The 17,389-nt window shown below is 64.5% G+C and carries 17 protein-coding genes and 1 pseudogene; 8 read left to right on the forward strand and 10 right to left on the reverse strand.

Annotation, left to right across the window (positions count from 1 at the left end; translation table 11 throughout):
• Positions 1-137: 137 nt before the first annotated feature.
• Entirely contained in the window at positions 138-872 is a 735-nt protein-coding gene (locus tag QX132_RS21030; protein WP_315739921.1) for a TetR/AcrR family transcriptional regulator, read from the reverse strand.
• A 109-nt stretch (positions 873-981) separates the two neighbouring features.
• Here QX132_RS21030 and QX132_RS21035 point away from each other — a divergent pair, with 109 nt between their 5' ends.
• The 4 genes from QX132_RS21035 (at position 982) to QX132_RS21050 (ending at position 4,096) form a co-directional block, all read left to right on the forward strand.
• A complete protein-coding gene (locus tag QX132_RS21035) occupies positions 982-2,409 on the forward strand; it encodes a carotenoid oxygenase family protein (protein WP_316162757.1) in 1,428 nt (475 codons plus the stop codon).
• 116 nt (positions 2,410-2,525) lie between these two features.
• Positions 2,526-3,110 (forward strand): hypothetical protein, encoded by a 585-nt coding sequence (locus tag QX132_RS21040; RefSeq protein ID WP_315770669.1) that lies wholly within the window; start codon positions 2,526-2,528, stop codon positions 3,108-3,110.
• 25 nt (positions 3,111-3,135) lie between these two features.
• The gene (locus QX132_RS21045) at positions 3,136-3,687 is read left to right on the forward strand and encodes a septation protein IspZ (protein WP_315739924.1); all 552 of its coding nucleotides are present in this window, start codon (positions 3,136-3,138) and stop codon (positions 3,685-3,687) included.
• Between the two features lie 112 nt (positions 3,688-3,799).
• Entirely contained in the window at positions 3,800-4,096 is a 297-nt protein-coding gene (locus QX132_RS21050) for a hypothetical protein (RefSeq protein WP_315739925.1), read from the forward strand.
• A 923-nt stretch (positions 4,097-5,019) separates the two neighbouring features.
• On the opposite strand, the gene QX132_RS21055 is transcribed toward QX132_RS21050, so the two are convergent.
• From QX132_RS21055 to QX132_RS21065, 3 genes are all read right to left on the reverse strand, one after another.
• Positions 5,020-5,700, reverse strand: coding sequence for a DUF429 domain-containing protein (locus tag QX132_RS21055; protein ID WP_315786406.1), 681 nt, complete (start codon positions 5,698-5,700; stop codon positions 5,020-5,022).
• 233 nt (positions 5,701-5,933) lie between these two features.
• On the reverse strand, positions 5,934-7,610 hold the full coding sequence (locus QX132_RS21060; RefSeq protein WP_316162759.1) for an AIPR family protein: 1,677 nt from the start codon (positions 7,608-7,610) through the stop codon (positions 5,934-5,936).
• A gap of 260 nt (positions 7,611-7,870) precedes the next feature.
• The gene (locus tag QX132_RS21065; protein WP_315786412.1) at positions 7,871-9,526 is read right to left on the reverse strand and encodes a fumarate hydratase; all 1,656 of its coding nucleotides are present in this window, start codon (positions 9,524-9,526) and stop codon (positions 7,871-7,873) included.
• Positions 9,527-9,642: 116 nt separating this feature from the next.
• On the opposite strand from QX132_RS21065, the gene QX132_RS21070 reads away from it, so the two are divergent.
• From QX132_RS21070 to QX132_RS21085, 4 genes are all read left to right on the forward strand, one after another.
• Complete coding sequence (locus QX132_RS21070; RefSeq protein WP_316162761.1) at positions 9,643-10,326, forward strand: alpha/beta hydrolase; 684 nt, start codon at positions 9,643-9,645, stop codon at positions 10,324-10,326.
• 103 nt (positions 10,327-10,429) lie between these two features.
• Complete coding sequence (locus tag QX132_RS21075) at positions 10,430-10,747, forward strand: hypothetical protein (protein ID WP_316162763.1); 318 nt, start codon at positions 10,430-10,432, stop codon at positions 10,745-10,747.
• A gap of 143 nt (positions 10,748-10,890) precedes the next feature.
• A complete protein-coding gene (locus QX132_RS21080; RefSeq protein ID WP_316162764.1) occupies positions 10,891-11,370 on the forward strand; it encodes a hypothetical protein in 480 nt (159 codons plus the stop codon).
• A 162-nt stretch (positions 11,371-11,532) separates the two neighbouring features.
• The gene (locus QX132_RS21085) at positions 11,533-11,757 is read left to right on the forward strand and encodes a hypothetical protein (protein ID WP_315738755.1); all 225 of its coding nucleotides are present in this window, start codon (positions 11,533-11,535) and stop codon (positions 11,755-11,757) included.
• A 42-nt stretch (positions 11,758-11,799) separates the two neighbouring features.
• On the opposite strand, the gene QX132_RS21090 is transcribed toward QX132_RS21085, so the two are convergent.
• The 6 genes and pseudogenes from QX132_RS21090 to cckA all read right to left on the reverse strand — a co-directional run bounded on the left by QX132_RS21090 (position 11,800) and on the right by cckA (position 17,256).
• Positions 11,800-12,240: an SRPBCC domain-containing protein gene (locus tag QX132_RS21090; protein ID WP_315756547.1), complete on the reverse strand. Its 441-nt coding sequence runs from the start codon at positions 12,238-12,240 to the stop codon at positions 11,800-11,802.
• A complete protein-coding gene (locus QX132_RS21095) occupies positions 12,240-12,566 on the reverse strand; it encodes a metalloregulator ArsR/SmtB family transcription factor (protein WP_315756586.1) in 327 nt (108 codons plus the stop codon). The genes QX132_RS21090 and QX132_RS21095 overlap by 1 nt, the downstream gene beginning before the upstream one ends.
• A gap of 59 nt (positions 12,567-12,625) precedes the next feature.
• Positions 12,626-13,330, reverse strand: coding sequence for a glutathione S-transferase (locus tag QX132_RS21100; protein ID WP_315778484.1), 705 nt, complete (start codon positions 13,328-13,330; stop codon positions 12,626-12,628).
• A gap of 60 nt (positions 13,331-13,390) precedes the next feature.
• Positions 13,391-13,493 (reverse strand): annotated as a pseudogene (locus tag QX132_RS21105) (lectin); the annotation flags it as partial.
• 56 nt (positions 13,494-13,549) lie between these two features.
• The gene (locus QX132_RS21110) at positions 13,550-14,521 is read right to left on the reverse strand and encodes a Tim44 domain-containing protein (protein ID WP_315812676.1); all 972 of its coding nucleotides are present in this window, start codon (positions 14,519-14,521) and stop codon (positions 13,550-13,552) included.
• A 167-nt stretch (positions 14,522-14,688) separates the two neighbouring features.
• A complete protein-coding gene (gene cckA, locus QX132_RS21115; RefSeq protein WP_316162767.1) occupies positions 14,689-17,256 on the reverse strand; it encodes a cell cycle histidine kinase CckA in 2,568 nt (855 codons plus the stop codon).
• Positions 17,257-17,389 lie beyond the last annotated feature (133 nt).

A 17,389-nucleotide genomic window follows, 5' to 3' on the forward strand; every position in this document is an offset into this window, starting at 1 on the left:
TCGATGAGAAGAGATGAACCTCGCGAGGCCGTCGTTCTAGGATAATTTGACGACGCTGTCAGGTGTTTCCGGCCGCCGTTTCGAGCCGTCCCCAGTTTGCGCGGGCCGCAAACCGCTTTCTCTTGCATTCCTGGTCCTCATCCCGCGACTTGCGCGCCAGGCGGCAGCTTCGGCACGGTGGCCTTCAGCATCGCCTCGAGCAGCGATTCGGCGTTGGTGCCAGCAGGCGAGCGGCGCAGGATGTCGGCGAGACGGCCGTCGAGCAGCAGCATCGTGTAGCCGTGCACCAGCGACCAGGCGCGCGCGATCGCGGCGGCCTGATCGAGCGACAGCTCCTCGTTGCCGACCTGGCCTTCGCTGCGTGCGGCCACCGAGCCCGCCAGCCCGGCGAACGAGGCCTCGGCCGCCTCGTGCAGCGACGGCCGCGAATAGTCGAGCCGCTCGGTGCGGAACATCAGCCCGTACATGCCGGGATTGGCCTGCGCATAGGCGACATAGGCGCGGGCGCGCGCCATCGCGCGCTCGATCGGCGTGCCCGGCTGCTCGCCCGCCGCCTTCATCGCGGCATTGAAGCGCGTGAAGCCGATCGCGGCGAGCTCGCTGACGAGGCCGGTGAGATCCTTGAAATGATGCGTCGGCGCCGCATGCGACACGCCGGCCTCGCGCGCCACTGCGCGCAGGGTGAGTCCGGCGAGCCCGTCGCGCTCCAGCACGCGCTCGGCCGCCTCCAGCAGCGCATCACGCAGCGCGCCGTGATGATAGGGCGTCGCCGCCTCGCCCGCAGTGCCGGCCGCCCGCCGCACCCGCGCCCGTGCCGCCGATGTCGCGATGCGTCGAGGCTGCGCCCGGACCTTTTCAGTCTTGCTCGTCATGAGCCTCCTTATACAATCAATTTTGACAGCGTAAAGATTTGGCTTGACCCCGCCATGTTCGCCCGCTAGCTTTATCTTTACAACGTAAAGATAAAGTGGAGGAACGACCATGAGCGACGCTACGCCGACGACCGCCCGGCAGACTCGGAAGGAGCGCAGCAATCTCGCGCCGATCCCGTTCGAATGCGACGCGGCGTTCCTCGCAATCACCGGCGAGCTGCCGCGTGAGCTGAACGGCACGCTCTATCGCAATGGCCCCAACCCGCAATTCGCTTCGCCCGGCTCGCACTGGTTCGTCGGCGACGGCATGCTGCACGCCTTCCATCTCGAGAACGGCCGCGCGTCCTATCGCAACCGCTGGATCCGCACGCCGAAATTCGAGGCCGAGCGCAAGGCCGGCCACGCCCTGTTCGGCGGCTTCGGCCGCCGGCTGGCGGACGCGCCCGCCGACGTCACTGATGGCGGCGTCGCCAACACCAACATCATCGCCCATGCCGGCCGCCTGCTCGCGCTCGAGGAGGCGCATCTGCCGACCGAGATCGAGCCGGGCACGCTCGCCACCCGCGGCTACCACGATTTCGGCGGCCGCCTGCGCGGCGCCTTCACCGCGCATCCGAAGACCGATCCGGTCACCGGCGAATTGCTGTTCTTCGGCTACAACGCCGCCGGTCCGCTGACGCCGGCGCTGTCCTACGGCACGGTCGATGCGGCCGGCAAACTGACGCGCATCGATCGTTTCGAGGCGCCCTATGCCAGCATGGTGCACGACTTCATCGTCACGGCCAACCACGTGCTGTTTCCAATCCTGCCGCTCACCGGCAGCATCGAGCGCGCAATGTCCGGCAAGCCGCCTTATGCCTGGGAGCCCGACAAGGGCGCCTATGTCGGTGTGATGAAGCGCAGCGGCGACATCAAGGACATCGTCTGGTTTCGCGGTGACGCCTGCTACGTCTTCCACATCATGAACGCCTGGGAGGACGGCGGCCGCATCGTCGCCGACGTCATGCAGTTCGAGGAAGCGCCGCTGTTTCCGCATCCCGACGGGCGCCCGACAGATCCGGCAAAGTCGGTCGCGCGGCTGTGCCGCTGGAGCTTCGACCTCGCCGGCAGCACCGACCGCTTCACGCAAACCTATCTCGACGACCTCACCGGCGAATTCCCCCGCATCGACGACCGCCGCGCCGGGCTCTCGAGCCATCACGGCTGGTACGCCTGCGCCAATCCGGACGGGCCGCTGTTCGGCGCATTGTCCGGGCTCGCCCATGTCGACGGGGCCGGCACGCGCCAGGCGACCCACCTGCTGCCCGCAGGCGACACCCTGTCCGAGCCGGTGTTCGTGCCGCGCAGCCTCGATGCCGCCGAGGGCGACGGCTGGCTGCTGACCGTGGTCTGGCGCACCGGCTCCAACACCAGCGACCTCGCCGTCTTCAACGCCACCGATATCGGCGGCGGTCCCGTCGCCCTGGTGCATCTCGGACACCGCGTGCCCGATGGCTTCCACGGCAATTGGGTCGGCAGCGAAACTCCAAACCATTGATCAGCCTGGATTAATTCGCGATCTCACGAAATTTTGACACTGTCAAGATTTGCTTGACGCGGCGCCGTCCGCGCCCTATCAATCTTGGCAGTGTAAAGATTGGCCAGACCAACGCCATGACGATCTTCCTTATCCTTGCGCCCTACGGCGTCTACGCTGCTCTGATGATGGTGGTCTCGGCCACGCTCAGCCTGGCCGTAGCCACGGTGATGTGCCTGGCCGTGATTGCGCTCGACGTCGCCAAGGGACGTTCGATCAAGATCCTCGGCCTGGGCTCGACGATCGTGTTCGCAAGCGTAGCCGCCTACCTCAGCCTCATCGACCCGACGCTGAGCGCCTCGGCGGTGCGCCTCGCGGTCGACTGCGGCATTTTCGCGCTGTCGCTCGGCTCGATGCTGCTGCGCACTCCGTTCACGCTGCAATATGCGCTCGAGGCGGTCCCGCCGGAAACCGTGGCGATTCCCGGCTTTCTGCGCGCCAATTACGTCATCACCGGCGCCTGGACGCTGTCGGCGCTGCTGATGATGGTCGGCAACCTGATGACGCTCTACGTGCCCGGCCTGCCCTATTGGACCGGCCTCGCCATCGCCTTTGCCGCACGCAACAGTGCACTTTATTTCACGCGCTGGTATCCTGAGTATCGTAAGACGAAAGACATCGCCGCACCGACTGCGGCCGCAATGTCCGGCCAGGATTCGTGACGGGGTGTGCCCCAGGGAGACGTGCGTGAAGGACGTGTTTGCCAAACTGACGGCCGACTTCCTGTCGGCTGCGGTCTTCTTCATCCTGTATATCGCTACCGATAACGTCGTGCTGGCCACGGCCGCCGCGGTCGCCGTCGCGGTGGTCCAGGTGGTCTACGCCCGCGTCAGGGGCGTGAGCCTCAGCTTCATGGCCTATGCCAGCGTCGGCCTCGTCATCGTGCTCGGCGGCGTCACGCTGCTGACCAACGACCCGCGCTTCATGTTCGCCAAGCCTGCGATCGGCCATTTCGCCATCGGCCTCATCATGCTCAAGCGCGGCTGGATGCTGCGCTACGTTCCGCCGATCGTGGCGGAGACCATTCCGGAATACGTCAACGTCGCCGGCTTCGCCTGGGCGGCGCTGATGTTCGCGCTTGGTCTCGGCACCATCGCGGTCGCCATGACCGGCGACATCAAGCTGTGGGTGCTCTACATCACCGTGGTCGCGGGCGGCGCCAAGGTCGCGGCTTTTGCACTGCAGTTCGTCGCCTTCCGCTTCGTGGTCGCCAACCGCTTGCGGGCCGCGCGCGCGTGACGCAACCGATCGCCGTATTGGGCTTATCAGCAAAGATGCGCTATAGGGGCGCCCCGAGGCTTCCTCGAACAGTGCTTCGGGGTGCGGGATGGCAACGCCAGGAGAACGATCGATGGCTGTGGACGGCAACTGGAATCTGACCTTGAATACGCCGATGGGCGAGCGCAGCGCGACGCTGAGCGTGAAGAGCTCGGGCGCGACGCTGACGGGGACCCAGGCCGCGGAGGGCGATTCCGCCGAGATCTTCGACGGCACCGTCAACGGCGACGACGTCGCCTGGAAGGTCTCCATCACCAGCCCGATGCCGCTGACGCTCGACTTCAAGGGCAAGGTCGCCGGCGACACCATCTCCGGCGAGATGGGCATCGGCTTCATGGGCAGCTTCCCGTTCACCGGCGCGCGGGCCTGATCACCGTTCTGAAGGGTGGGCAAAGGCACGCCACGCCGGCCGCCGCTTCGTGGCGGCCCCACGCGCGCCGTGCCCACCATTAGCTCCGCAGTGCGCCAATCGACGGTGGGCACGCACCCCGCCCCGCGGGCGGACGCTTTGCCCACCCTACGGCAGCGTTTGTCCGGCTCGTTCCGCTTCACATCTCAAACAGCCCGGACACGCGAACGCAGCCTCGCAGCGAACATCGCCCGAGGGATGCACCGACATGTCCCTCTTCAAAATGCAGAGGGCGCAGGGAAGGCCAGGCGTCGGCTGACGCCTGCGGCCCGCCTGCGAGAAAAAATGCAGGCGGCAGGTACCACAGGTGCAGCCGAGAAACGCCCGGCCTTCCCTGCGCGATGGTCTTCACGCTTATACGCAGTCTCCCTGGTGCACCGGCTTGTTGGCCACCATGATCCGCGCGGCGCGTTAGCGCCGTCGCGAACGTAACACCGGCAACGGGGTGTCAGGACGCTGCGACTTCACGTCCGCGACACATCGTTCGTCCGCGCGCCCGTAGACACGCTGCGACATGATCGCGGCCACCGCTCCCCGCCCCGCGTGTCGTGACGATCGCGCGCTACGCCCCTCGGCTTGGGACGGGATGGCGGGAGGAAAACATGATTTCGAAAAAATAGCAAGAGATTTATTTTTATCAGAATCACCCGCAAGCCTTGGCCCGGTGCGCTGGGGTGGCGCTCGCGCCAATTGCCCGAGGATCGTCATGCCCCGCGAAGGCAGGACATCCAGTACCCCGAGACGGCGTTGGTCAGCCGAGGTGCCAGTGTATACTGGATCGCCCGCGGACGGTGACGGCGGTGTGAAGGACTGGCCCCGAATTCGCCCCCCTGCCCCTTCAGGCAGAGGTTAGCTCGTCTCGATGGCCCAAGGGCAACGCCACATCAAAACCAGACCTGCATCGCCACGCCATGTGCATCCCGCGGCGCCTCGCCCTCCGGCACGCAGCCGGCGCAGTCGCGGGCAGCGAGCGCGACGGCGCAGGCGTCGAGGAGGTCGTCGGGCTTGGCGCCGGTGCCGAGACGGGCGCGGGTGACCCAGTCGTCGATCTCGACGAAGCCAGCCGCAACTAACAGGTCGCGCCGCAGCTTAGCGCCCTGCTCCGTCTTCTTCGACGGCAGCGGCGCACCGTTGAGGCGCAGGAACACCAGCTCCGGATGGGCCTCGCGGATGTCGCAGTCGCGATGCGCGCGCACGAAGGCGTCGACCTCCATGATCTTGCGGCCGAGGTGCCAGAGCTGGCGCGAGGCGCGTGTCTGGCCGCGCCGCGACGCCTCCGCATTGGCCTCGTCCGGATCGGTGAAGTCCTCCCACAGCCAGCGCCGCGCCCCGGTGAAGACGCGCGAGCGATGCCGCGCGAGTTTGTCGCGCGCGAGCCTGTCGCAGGCGCGCTCGCCGTCGTCGGTCATGCCGATGGGGATGTCGATGGCGGCGCGGGCGAAGGGGGAAGCGAGCGCGGTGGAGATATCGGCCGGGAAGCTGATCGTGCGGTGCTCGCCGTCGATCGAGACGGCGACCCAGCCGCGCGAGAAGCCATCGAGGCCGAGGATGCACCGGCTGCACATGCAACTGATCCCTGCGGCCCTCGTTTGAGCCCAGATCTTCGGAAGTTCGAGTTAATCTCTCAGCGCGATGGCGTGGCGCTCACCTCGCCCTTGCGGAAACGCGACGAGCGGCCCTGCATAAAAACCGCATGGTTCATGCGCCATCGCATTCATAGCAGCCCCTTCGGGCAGGCAGCCGTCAAAGCTCGGATCTTTCGCTACCTATGATTCCTTTTTGAATTTTTTGAGTAACTTTATGATCGAATCCGTTGTGGAATTGTTCTCACGTTGTCGCGCGAAAGATCGCCTCCCGACACCTTATCAATAACTCCTTTGGCTTTCTGAATAAGTGCATTGGCCTTTACATCATCAGACAACGTGGCAATCATTGTCACGCATCTCTTCTCCATTTCCTTTGAGTTCATATGCGGCAACGGGAGCGGGTCCATCAACAATCGCATGGCGAGTAGCATGTGATAACGCGCCGACTTATACACCCTGAGTGGCTTGGTTCGCAGTTGGACTTCAAGTCTGTACGCCGCCAAGGCGGCCAGAAAATAGGGATCGCGTTTGTCGGCTTCAAGGAAAAACTCCTTGCCGACTCGAAGCCTAAGGGCCTTGTAGCTTTTTGCAGCAACATGCGGCTCCTCCAATATCATTGCGGCGAATACCTTGATTAGATTTTGCGGTGAAACAATCCTGCCTTTTTCTCCTACCGCCACCCGATCGTACTGACCATCGCGCCGTTCGTAATGAAGGCGAACAGGTTCTGGGTATGATTCGAAGTGCTTCTCAAGCCTCTTCGCAAATTCAGTACGCGCATAGATTTGCTCTGGCGTTAGTTCAGTCTGCTGATTTGTCCCAGTAACGACCGAATCAAATACATTGTCATCGTTCGTCCAGATCAAACGAAGAGGGACCTGAATGGCAGAGTCCTTTATTTTATCCCTATGATCGAAGAGCACATTGCTAGTTTGGCATCCATTGACGATCTGAAAATTTTCAATAGTAAGCGTATCGCCAACCTGCTTGAATCCTCTGGCAATAATCGTGACCCCGTTGTTCATCAAAACAAACCGAGCTTTCTTTTCGGAGAGGACCGTGTCGCGAATCCCGGAATTGACCTCGTTGTAGTCCTGCCAGTCGCGGACATTGTCGTAGAAAACCCCCCCAACAATTCCGTCATGGGCGTCATCGCTAATGATCTCGACGAAATCCTTCGCTGGCAGGTACCCCAAGTAGGCAAGGTGGACACCAGAAATACTCGGGATTTTAACCTTCTGATCCCAAGTGAAGGTTCGAACGACGGCGTTCTTTGCCGACGTATGAAGCCGCATGATGTCGTCGGCGCCGTAAGTGGTAAAGCTAACATCGAACATCTCTGGTGCCGCCAGCTTTGCTGTTTCGATATTTCTACGAGCCACCAAATCTGCTGCGTCTGTCCATTTTCCCGTCGTGACGTAATAGATATGACAGTTTGGCAACCGCCTGAAACTTGGTGCACGCGCATAGATGGCAGCCTTAATTTCTGCTGCCTCCTGCACATCGTCATTGCGGGTCATTTGAGGAACATCGCGGAAGAAATCTTCGACGCCGTTTCCGATGGTTCCAATCTTTGCGCCATCGAACGAGCTGGAGCGCTCGGCCTGAACAAAGATGAATGTCGCCTCAATGTATCCATTCTGTTCAAGCATCTCTTGGACTTGATCAACGTCAGTCATTAGAGCGCCATTCACAATAATGGCGATAGCGTCCAAGCCGGTGTCTCCGCCTTTTCCTACTACAATATCTTTCAAATTCAGCGCCCGGCTGAAATGTCGCCGGATTGTGAGATACGAAGTCAGGTATTCAAATCGATCCTCTTCCGGCAAGGCTTCGATTCCGTTGTCCTTTGAAAATTCAGCAAGAATGGCTCCAACGATCTTATTCATTAATTTCCCTCGTCGACACCGGCGCCTCGATCGCCGCTCTCATAGTACTACAGGAATCGTTATACCTTTAGTTGTACGTGTAATCAAAGTGATGAAATCTCCCCGCAAGGGGAAGGAAACGCACTGCCTGGGATGCGCGAGTTCGAATCCAACGCCCGGATCTTATTGGAGTCACGCAGGTCGTCCGATTCCCTGCCCTGCATACACCAACGGCCGGGATCGCTCCCGGCCGCCGCAACAAACATCACGCCCGCCTGACCTCAGCCGAGGTTCAGCTCCTTGAAGAAGTCGTTGCCCTTGTCGTCGATGATGATGAAGGCGGGGAAGTCCACCACCTCGATGCGCCAGATGGCTTCCATGCCGAGCTCGGGATATTCGACGACCTCGACCTTCTTGATGCAGTGCTCGGCGAGGTTCGCCGCCGCGCCGCCGATCGAGCCGAGATAGAAGCCGCCGTGCTTCTTGCAGGCCTCGCGCACCGCCGGCGCGCGGTTGCCCTTGGCGACCATCACCATCGAGCCGCCGGCCGCCTGGAACTGGTCAACGAAGGAATCCATGCGGCCCGCGGTGGTCGGGCCGAACGCGCCGGAGGCATAGCCGTCCGGAGTCTTGGCCGGACCGGCGTAATACACCGGATGGTTCTTGAAGTAGTCCGGCAGCGGCTCGCCACGGTCGAGGCGCTCGCGCAGCTTGGCATGGGCGGCATCGCGCGCCACGATCATGGTGCCGGTCAGGGACAACCGCGTCTTGATCGGGTTCTTCGACAGAGTGGCGAGGATGTCCTTCATCGGCTGGTTGAGGTCGATCTTGACGACCTCGCCGCCGAGCGCCTGCTCGACCTCCGGCAAATACTGCGCCGGATGATGCTCGAGCTCCTCGAGATAGACGCCGTCCTTGGTGATCTTGCCGAGCACCTGGCGGTCGGCCGAGCAGGACACGCCGAGACCGATCGGCAAGCTCGCGCCGTGACGCGGCATGCGGATGACGCGGACGTCATGGCAGAAATACTTGCCGCCGAACTGCGCGCCGACGCCGAGCGACTGCGTCATCTTGTGGATTTCCTGCTCCATCTCGAGATCGCGGAAGGCGTTGCCGTCCGGGGAGCCCTGCGTCGGCAGCGCGTCGAGATAACGGGCGGAGGCGAGCTTCACCGTCTTCATGCACAATTCAGCCGAGGTGCCGCCGATCACGATGGCGAGGTGATAGGGCGGGCATGCCGCGGTGCCGAGCGTCAGGATCTTCTCCTTCAGGAACGCCAGCAGCCGGTCCTTGGTCAGCACCGAGGGCGTCGCCTGGAACAGGAAACTCTTGTTGGCCGAGCCGCCGCCCTTGGCCATGAACATGAACTTGTAGGCGTCCTCGCCCTCGGCGTAGATCTCGGTCTGCGCCGGCATGTTGTTGGCGGTGTTCTTCTCTTCATACATCGACAGCGGCGCGACCTGCGAGTAGCGCAGGTTCCGGCGCAAGTATGCGTCGCGCGCGCCTTGGCTCAGCGCGGCCTCGTCGTCACCGTCGGTGATGACGTTGCAGCCCTTCTTGCCCATGATGATCGCGGTGCCAGTATCCTGGCACATCGGCAGCACGCCGCCGGCGGAGATGTTGGCATTCTTCAGGAAGTCGAGCGCGACGAACTTGTCGTTCGGGCTGGCCTCCGGATCCTCCAGGATGCTGCGCAGCTGCTTCAGATGGCCGGGGCGCAGGAAATGGTTGATCTCGCCGAACGCGGCCTCGGACAGCGTCCGCAACGCGTCGCGCGACACCACCAGCATGTCGCGGCCCAAGACATTCTCGACCCGCACGCCCTCGGCCGTGATCTTCTTGTAGGGCGTGGTGTCCGGCCCGAGCGGAAACAGCGGCGTGTGCTTGTAGGGCGGGACGGGCTTGGACTGGTCGGGGAAGGCGGTGGGCGCGTTCATGGCGAGCTCGTGGGGTTCTAGAAATGGCCGCCCAAAGCGGTCTTGACAGGTCTGATACGCTACCCGTCGGAAGCCTTGCAAGACATGTCTCGGCACAGCGGCAGAGGGGTACGATCATGGCAAGTTTTGTCCTGATTCCAGGAGGTTGGCACGGTGGCTGGATGTACGACTCGCTCTGCGCCAGGCTCCAGCAGGCCGGCCATGACGCCTATGCGGTGACCTTGAGCGGGTTGGAGGAGACACCGGCCCGCGCCGCCCATGCCGTCAATCTCGACACCCACATCGCTGACGTCATTGATCTGCTGACGGTCGAGGACCTGTCAGAGGTCATTCTGTGCGCGCACAGCTATGGCGGCATGGTCGCGACCGGCGTCGCCGACCGCGTGCCGGAAAGGCTCGCGGCATTGGTCTATCTCGATGCCTTCGCACCCGAGAACGGTCAGTCATGGTGGGATCTCGCCGGCGACGCGTATCGCCGGTTCGTGATCGAACGCGCCGGGCAAGACGGCTTGACGGCGCTGCCGCGCGAAGGCTCCGATCCGCGCCGCCGGCCCCATCCGCTCGGGACCTTCATCCAGGCCCTGAAGCTCCACAGTCCGGCGCCGGCGGCTCTGCAGCGCACCTTCGTCTACGCCAGCGGATGGAGCGCGACTCCGTTCACCGCGCAATATGAGCGGCTGCGCAGCGATCCCGCGTGGCGCGTGCACGCATTTGCGTGCGGGCACGATGTCGTGCAGCACGCGCCCGACGAGACGTTCGACCTGCTGATCGAGACGGCCCGCGAGGTCGCCGCAACATGACGCCGCGACCGGCGCAATGTCGTACGGCGAGATCGATTGCGATCGGTCGCCGAATTATGTAACCTTAGATTGTTCACCTATTCATTTTCCTCCTGGAGGCGTCATGAAACGAGGTCTCTTCGTTGCCATCACAATTGCTCTTGCCCTGACCACCATGCTCCCGGGCAGCGCCGGCGCGGTCGGTCCCGGTCGTGCGTGCGGCGGATTTGCCGGCATCTCCTGCAATGCCGGTCTTTATTGCGAATTCCCAGCCGGCCAGTGTGGCCGGTTCGACATGATGGGTGTCTGCCGCCGAAAGCCGACGTTCTGCAATCGCATCTACATGCCGGTGTGCGGCTGCAACTTCCAGACCTACGGCAATGACTGCGAGCGCCGCGCCGCGGGCGTATCGCTGTCGCATCCGGGCCGCTGCTGGTTCTGACGAAGCGATCGCGCCGCTGCCGCCGGCAGGTGACCGCGGCCCGTCAACACGCGGTCACGTCGGCCGACGATCTTGTGCGGCCGCGGCGCATCGCGCTTGCATGACCTCCGCGCGCAGGCTTCAATGGCGCGGGGGTATTTGGAATGCATTTCTATCAATGCTCATTTGGCCGCACGGCCGTCTTTGCCGTCCTCGTCGCACTCAGCACGTTGCTGCTGCCGCAGGCCGCGCAAGCGGATCGCTGCGACGACATCGCCAAGGAATTGAGGAACGGCATCGACGGCGTCCGGATCGGACAGACCGCGGCGGGCACGGTCTATCTCGCCCATCCCAAGGCGCGCGAGCTCACGCTCGGCTGCTCGTCTAAGAACTTCAGCAATCAATTGTTCGGAAAAACCGACCGCAAGCCGCCGCCGGCCTTCATCGACCTGATGGCGAGCGCGGCGGCGATCGTGTTCACCTTGCCGAAGGACGACATGCAACGCGGCGTCACACGCTGTTACCGCCGGCTCGGGATCTTCCGCGGCGACGACGTCGCCAGCCGCTACCGCCGGCTCGACATGCGTTGCGCCCGGACCAAGACCGAGTCCTCGATCACGATCAGCCGCAGCAAGGACCAATAGGCCGGGGTGACGCGACAGCCCTGTCGTTTCTGCGCCGGCGGCAGCGACCCGTTCACTATTCGCCGCGCCACCGACAGTTGCAGACAATTCGAGCGATCTGGTTGACGAAGTTTTCGTCAGGGATGGCCACGCTCATCGCAACACCAAGCGAGGAGCTGGACCATGTCCGTTTCGAGCGTTTCGTCGTCATCGCCGCCGCCCTCACCGCCGCCGGTCTCGACCGAGACGACCAAGCCGCAGACCCAAGACACGCAGACCCGGAATCAGACGCAGCAGAGCCAGGCCTTCAAGCCCGACAAGACCGGCGACGAAGCGGCCGCGGAGAAGCAAGCCTCCCGTCCGCCGCTGCCGCCCGGCCAGGGCACCCGCGTCGACATTCTCGCCTGACGATCCCACACCCTCAGGCCAACTTCGTATAGCGGCGGCGCCTCAGGCATCCGCCGCTATACGTGTGATGGCATCGCCGATCCGACTCCACCCCTGTCCCATGATGTCGAACTGAAACTTGTTGCCCGGGAAGACGAAGCCGTCATGGACCATCCGCAGATGCGTGCCGCCCTCGACCGGCGTCAACGTCCAGGTCACGACGCTGTCGAGCCGTAAGCCGTAGGCCGGGTTGGAGTCCGAACCGCCCTTCCAGGAATAGCTGAGCAGATGCGGCGGCTCACAGGCGAGCACCTCGCAGTGAACGACGCCATCCCAGTCGCCCACCGGCTTGGTGCGGAAGGTGAAGCGATGCCCGGTGGCCGCGACGAAGTCGTTCGGCATCAACCATTTCGCGATCAGGTCGCTCGTGGTCAGCGTGCGCCAGATCTTGTCGGGCGAATGGGGCAGATGCTTCTCCACCACGATCGCATGCGTCTCACCCATCACTCGGTCTCCTTCAACAGTGCCTCGAGGCCGGCAATACGCTCATGCCAGAATGCGCGGTAATGACCGAGCCAGTCGACCAGCGGCGCCAGCCCCTTTGGCGCGACGCTATAATAGTTGTGGCGGCCGTCGCGCCGTTCGCTGACCAGCCCGGCGTCGCGCAGCGCCTTGAGATGCTGTGAGATCGCCGGCTGCGACACGCGCGAGCCCTGCACCAGGCCGGTGGCCGCCACCTCCCCCTCTCGCGCGATGCGCTCGAACACGGCCCGCCGCGTCGGGTCGGCAAGCGTCTTCATGACGGATGTCAGCTGGGCTTCGACGATCATGCCAGATGTATAAGCAAATGCTTATACATCGTCAAGCGCGGCGCCGCAGGGCTTCGCCTTCACGCATCCAGCGCCTTGTAGTGGCGGAAGATGCCGTCCTCGTTGAAGGCGATGCGGCGCTCGCTGGCGAGATAGGCTGAGATGTTCGGTCTGCTGGCGACGCGGTCATGCAGCGCGACGAGGCTCGGGATGTTGCGCTCGAACGCCATCATGCGCTTCGGGAACGCGTAGCGCAGGCCGGCGACGATCTGGAACAGCGACAGGTCGACATAAGTGAGCCTGCGCCCGGTGACGTAGGCGCCACCGCTTTTCGACAGGAGCTGCTCGAAATAGCCGAGGAATTTCGGCACCCGCTCGCCCCAGAATTCGGCGGTGCGCTTCCTGGCCGGCGCACGCTGGTCCTCGTAGTACAGCGTCGGCCCCAGCGGATGATGCGTGTCGTGGATCTCGACGACGAAGTCGGTCACGGTGAGCTGCAATTGATGCACCCAGAGCTGGCCGGCTTCGGCCTTGGGCGCAAGGCCATGGCGGCTGCCGAGAAACAGCAGGATGTTGGCGGTCTGGCCGATGACGCGGCGGCCCGCTCTCAGGAACGGTGGCGCGAAGGGCGGCGTGTCGCTGTCCGCCTCCATCATCGCCGTCATCGCACCGATGCCGTCCTCGCGCGCGACGTCGCGATAGGCGGCGCCCGCCTCCTCCAGCGCGAGACGCACATATTCGCCGCGGCCCTGGATCATGGGCCAGTAGTAGAGCTCGTAACGCATGGGCCATCCTCGCAGTGATGCGCCCACACGTTCGGCTCGGACGACGCAACGGACGCGGTGTTAGTTCGCCGCGAAGCAGTATAGCAGCCCGTCACCGCCCGTGCTCTTCAGATCGGCCTGGGAACAGCCGCCATCGGGCCCGCGAGAGATGGGAATTGTTCCACAAGCAAAGGCGCCGCGGATTGCTCCGCGGCGCCTGATGAGGGTCTCAAGTCAGGCTCAGCTGACCTGCTGGATTCCCGATAGCTGCCAATCGGCGCCGGCGTGGCGCAGGAAGGTCCAGATCTCGGTGACCTCCTGCGGCTGGTCGGAGCCGTCGACCACCCGGCCCGAGGCGCGCTCGATGGTCTTGTCGGCCAAAGTGAAGCGCATCGCGACCGTGGCGTAGTCCGCGCCATTCTCGCGCCAGGCTTCGGCGAGGTCACCCTGCAGCAGCTTCACGGCGCTGACCTTGTTGACCACGCCGCGGGCCTGGTTCTGCTCGAGATCGCGCTCGAAATACGAGGCCATCTCCGGCGTCGACAGCAGCCGCAGGCGGCCGACATCCTCGTTCGACCAGGCGGACTGGATCTCGCCGAGCAGCCGCTCGAACGCCTCGTAGTCGGCGGGCAGGATCTGCAGCGGCGGCGTGTTGCTGCCACTGCCGAAGCCACCGAAACCACCAAGGCCGCTCAGGCCCGAGCGGAGGCTCGGCTGGCCGTCGGTGGGCGACGGCGCCGGGCCGGCGGCATAGGCCGGCTGGTTGCGGCGCTGCCACCAGGCCATCGCCATGCGCACCAGGAACACCACCAGCAGGACCTGGAGGATCAGGCCGATGATCGAGGCGAAGCCGCCGAGGCCGGAGAAGAGCCCGCCGCCGAACAGCATGCCGAACAGGCCGGCACCCAGGAAGCCGGCAGCGAGGCCGCCGAGCAGGCCACCCGCGCGGCCGCCGAACAGCCCGCCACGCGACGGCGCAGCCGTGTTGAAGCCGCCGGGCTGGCCGGGCTGGGTGATGGTGCGATTGAACTGCGACGCCGATCCCGGCGCGGTCGTGGTGGGAGGTGGCGCGGAGAAGGTGCGCGTGCCGCGGGAGCCCGAGCTGGAGCCGCCGCCGATCCGGGCGTCGGCCGCCGAGACGGCGAGCACCGTCGGCAGCGCCAGTGAAAGGGCCACGGCCATCGCCTTGAGGAGGCCGCTTTTGCGCTGCATGAAGCTCATCTGTGTTTCCCATAACTCCCCGGAATGGGGATGCCTGTAAGATGGGCACAACCGGCGAAAAGGGAAGGCGGCACGAGGCCGCGCGGCTGCGGCGCTGGGTCGCGGGATGAAGGCGCTCGGCCGCCTTGCCAAGGAACTTCCTAAGGAACTCCGGTAACCTATTGCGGCGCCATGGTTTCCTTGACCGCCGCCACGAGCTGGCTGAGCGTGAAGGGCTTTGGCAGGAACGCGAACTGCTGGTTCTCCGGCAGGCTCTTCTCGAACGCATCCTCGGCATAGCCCGAGACGAAGATGATCTTGATCTCCGGATTGCGCTCGCGCATCGCTTTAAGCAGCGTCGGCCCGTCCATCTCCGGCATCACCACGTCGGACACCACGAGATCGAGCACGCCATCGCACTCCTCCAGCGCCTCCATCGCCTCGACGCCATTCGACGCCTCGATGACGCTGTAGCCGCGCGAGCGCAGGCCGCGCGCGTTCAGCGCCCGCAGGCCCTCCTCGTCCTCGACCAGCAGGATGGTGCCCTGCCCGGTCAGGTCAGCGCGCGGCTTCGACGCTTCAGCTGCGGCCGGCTCCTTGGCGGCGCCGTTGGCCGCGTGCGGCTCGGTCTGGACCTCCGGAACGACGATGTGCCGCGGCAGGAAGATCTGGAACGAGGTCCCCTTGCCGACCTCGCTGTCGACATAGATGAAGCCGCCGGTCTGCTTGATGATGCCGTAAACGGTCGACAGCCCGAGGCCGGTGCCCTTGCCGACCTCCTTGGTCGAGAAGAACGGCTCGAAGATCTTTTCGCGGATCTCGGCCGGAATGCCGGTGCCGGTGTCGCTGATCTCGATGCGGACGTAGTCGGCGACCGGCATGCCCTTGTAGGCGGCCTGCGCGACCTCGTCGGCCGAGACGTTGGCGGTGCGCACCGAGAGCTTGCCGCCGTCGGGCATCGCATCGCGGGCATTGACCGCGAGATTGACGACCACCTGCTCGAACTGCGAGACGTCGACCTTGACCGGCCACAGGTCGCGGCCATGCGCCAGGTCGAGCTTGACCTTCTCGCCGATCAGCCGGCGCAGCAGCATCGTCAGGTCCGACAGCGCGTCGCCGAGATCGAGCACCTGCGGCCGCAAGGTCTGGCGGCGCGAGAATGCCAGCAGCTGTCGCACCAGGGTGGCGGCGCGCGTCGCGTTCTGCTTGATCTGCATGATGTCCTGGAACGACGGGTCGGTCGGCTTGTGCGCGTTCAGCAGGAAATCGTTGGCCATCATGATGGCCGAGAGCACGTTGTTGAAGTCGTGGGCGATGCCGCCGGCGAGCTGGCCGACCATCTCCATCTTCTGCGACTGGTTGATCTGGTTCTCCAGCGCGCGGCGCTCGGTGGTCTCGAGCAGATACACGATCGCAGCTTCCGTCTCGCGCTCGTCCTCGTCGACGGCGGTGACGAAGAACTGGCCGAAGCGCTCCTTCGCGCCCTCCAGCATCACCTCGACCGGCGGAATGTCCGCCTGCCCTTCCGAGGCCTGGTTGATCGCGGCGATCAGGAGATGCCGGTCGCGCTGGCTGACGGTGCGGAAGATCGATTTCGCCGCGGCCACATCGCCGCTGACGCTCTGCGCGAGCTTGGCATAGCGCGCATTGGCCCTGACGACGGCGCCGCCGCGGTCGACGGTCGCGATCGCCATCGGCGTGTGGTCGAAGAAGCGCATGAAGCGCACCTCGGCGGCGCGCTCCGGATCGGAGCGCTCGTCGCGGGCGCGGCTGATGACCAGGGTGCGCGACGACCCGGGCTTGCCGTCGGCGCCGAAGGCGAGCTTGTGATAGAGCCGCGCCGGCATGGTCTTGCCGCCGCGCATCTTCAGGTCGATGTCGAACACCTCGGTGCGGACCTCGCCGGGCACCGCCACGATCGAACTCAGCAAGGACGCGCCGTCGCCGGAGACGACGTCGGCGAGCTTCAGCCCGCCCGAGCCGATCTCGGCGAGATCGTAGTCGAGCCAGTTGGCGAGCGTGGCATTGACGTAGACGAGGCTGCCTTCCGGATTGACCGAGAAGAAGCCGCACGGCGCGTGGTCGAGATATTCGATCGCATGCTGCAGCTCCTGGAACACGTCCTCCTGGCGCTCGCGATCCCTGGTGATGTCGGCGATCGACCACACCGCGTAGCGGGCATGGCGCTTGGTCTGGCCGAGCGGGCGCACGCGCATCCGCAGCCAGCGCCCCTGCGCGCCTTCGGCCGCAGTGATGCGTACCTCCTCCTGCTGCCGCTTGCCCTCGCGCGCCGCCTTGAGCAGGCGGAACACCGCTTCGGAGACATCGGGATTGCCGATGAAGACACGCTCGACGGGACGCGCTTCCTGCGCGGTCGCCGCTCCCGTCATGTTGAGATAGGCGGCGTTGGCGTAGACGACATGGCCGCGCGGATCGGTCACCGCGAGGCCATCGAAGGCGTGATCGGCGATCGCGCCCATCACCGGATCGTCGGTCGCCTTGTCGGCGAAGCGGACGATGCCGGCGGCGAACGCGAACAGATTGAACAGGCCGACGGTGGCAAGCAGCGACAGCAGCCCGAGAATGTAGGGCTGCGCCTGGGCGCGGCCGATCGTCATCAACGCGATCGCGACCGCGACGAGACCGAACGCCACCAGCAGGATCAGCAGAATGCTGCCGCTGCGGCGCGGCCGCTCCGGCAGGCCCACCTGATCCTGTAACCCATCGTTGTCGGAATCGGCGCTCATGGCTCGGGGACGCGACCTGTCGGCTGGGAGCCCCAGCCCGTTCGCGCGGCTCCCCCTTCCACCTGCCTGAATCGACGGGTCAAGCGCAAGCCCGTCAAGCCGATATTCCATGATTTATCCGTATTTTGCGGTC

Origin of the sequence: Bradyrhizobium sp. SZCCHNRI20481 (assembly GCF_032485055.1) — a bacterium.
Classification (GTDB): Bacteria; Pseudomonadota; Alphaproteobacteria; order Rhizobiales; family Xanthobacteraceae; genus Bradyrhizobium.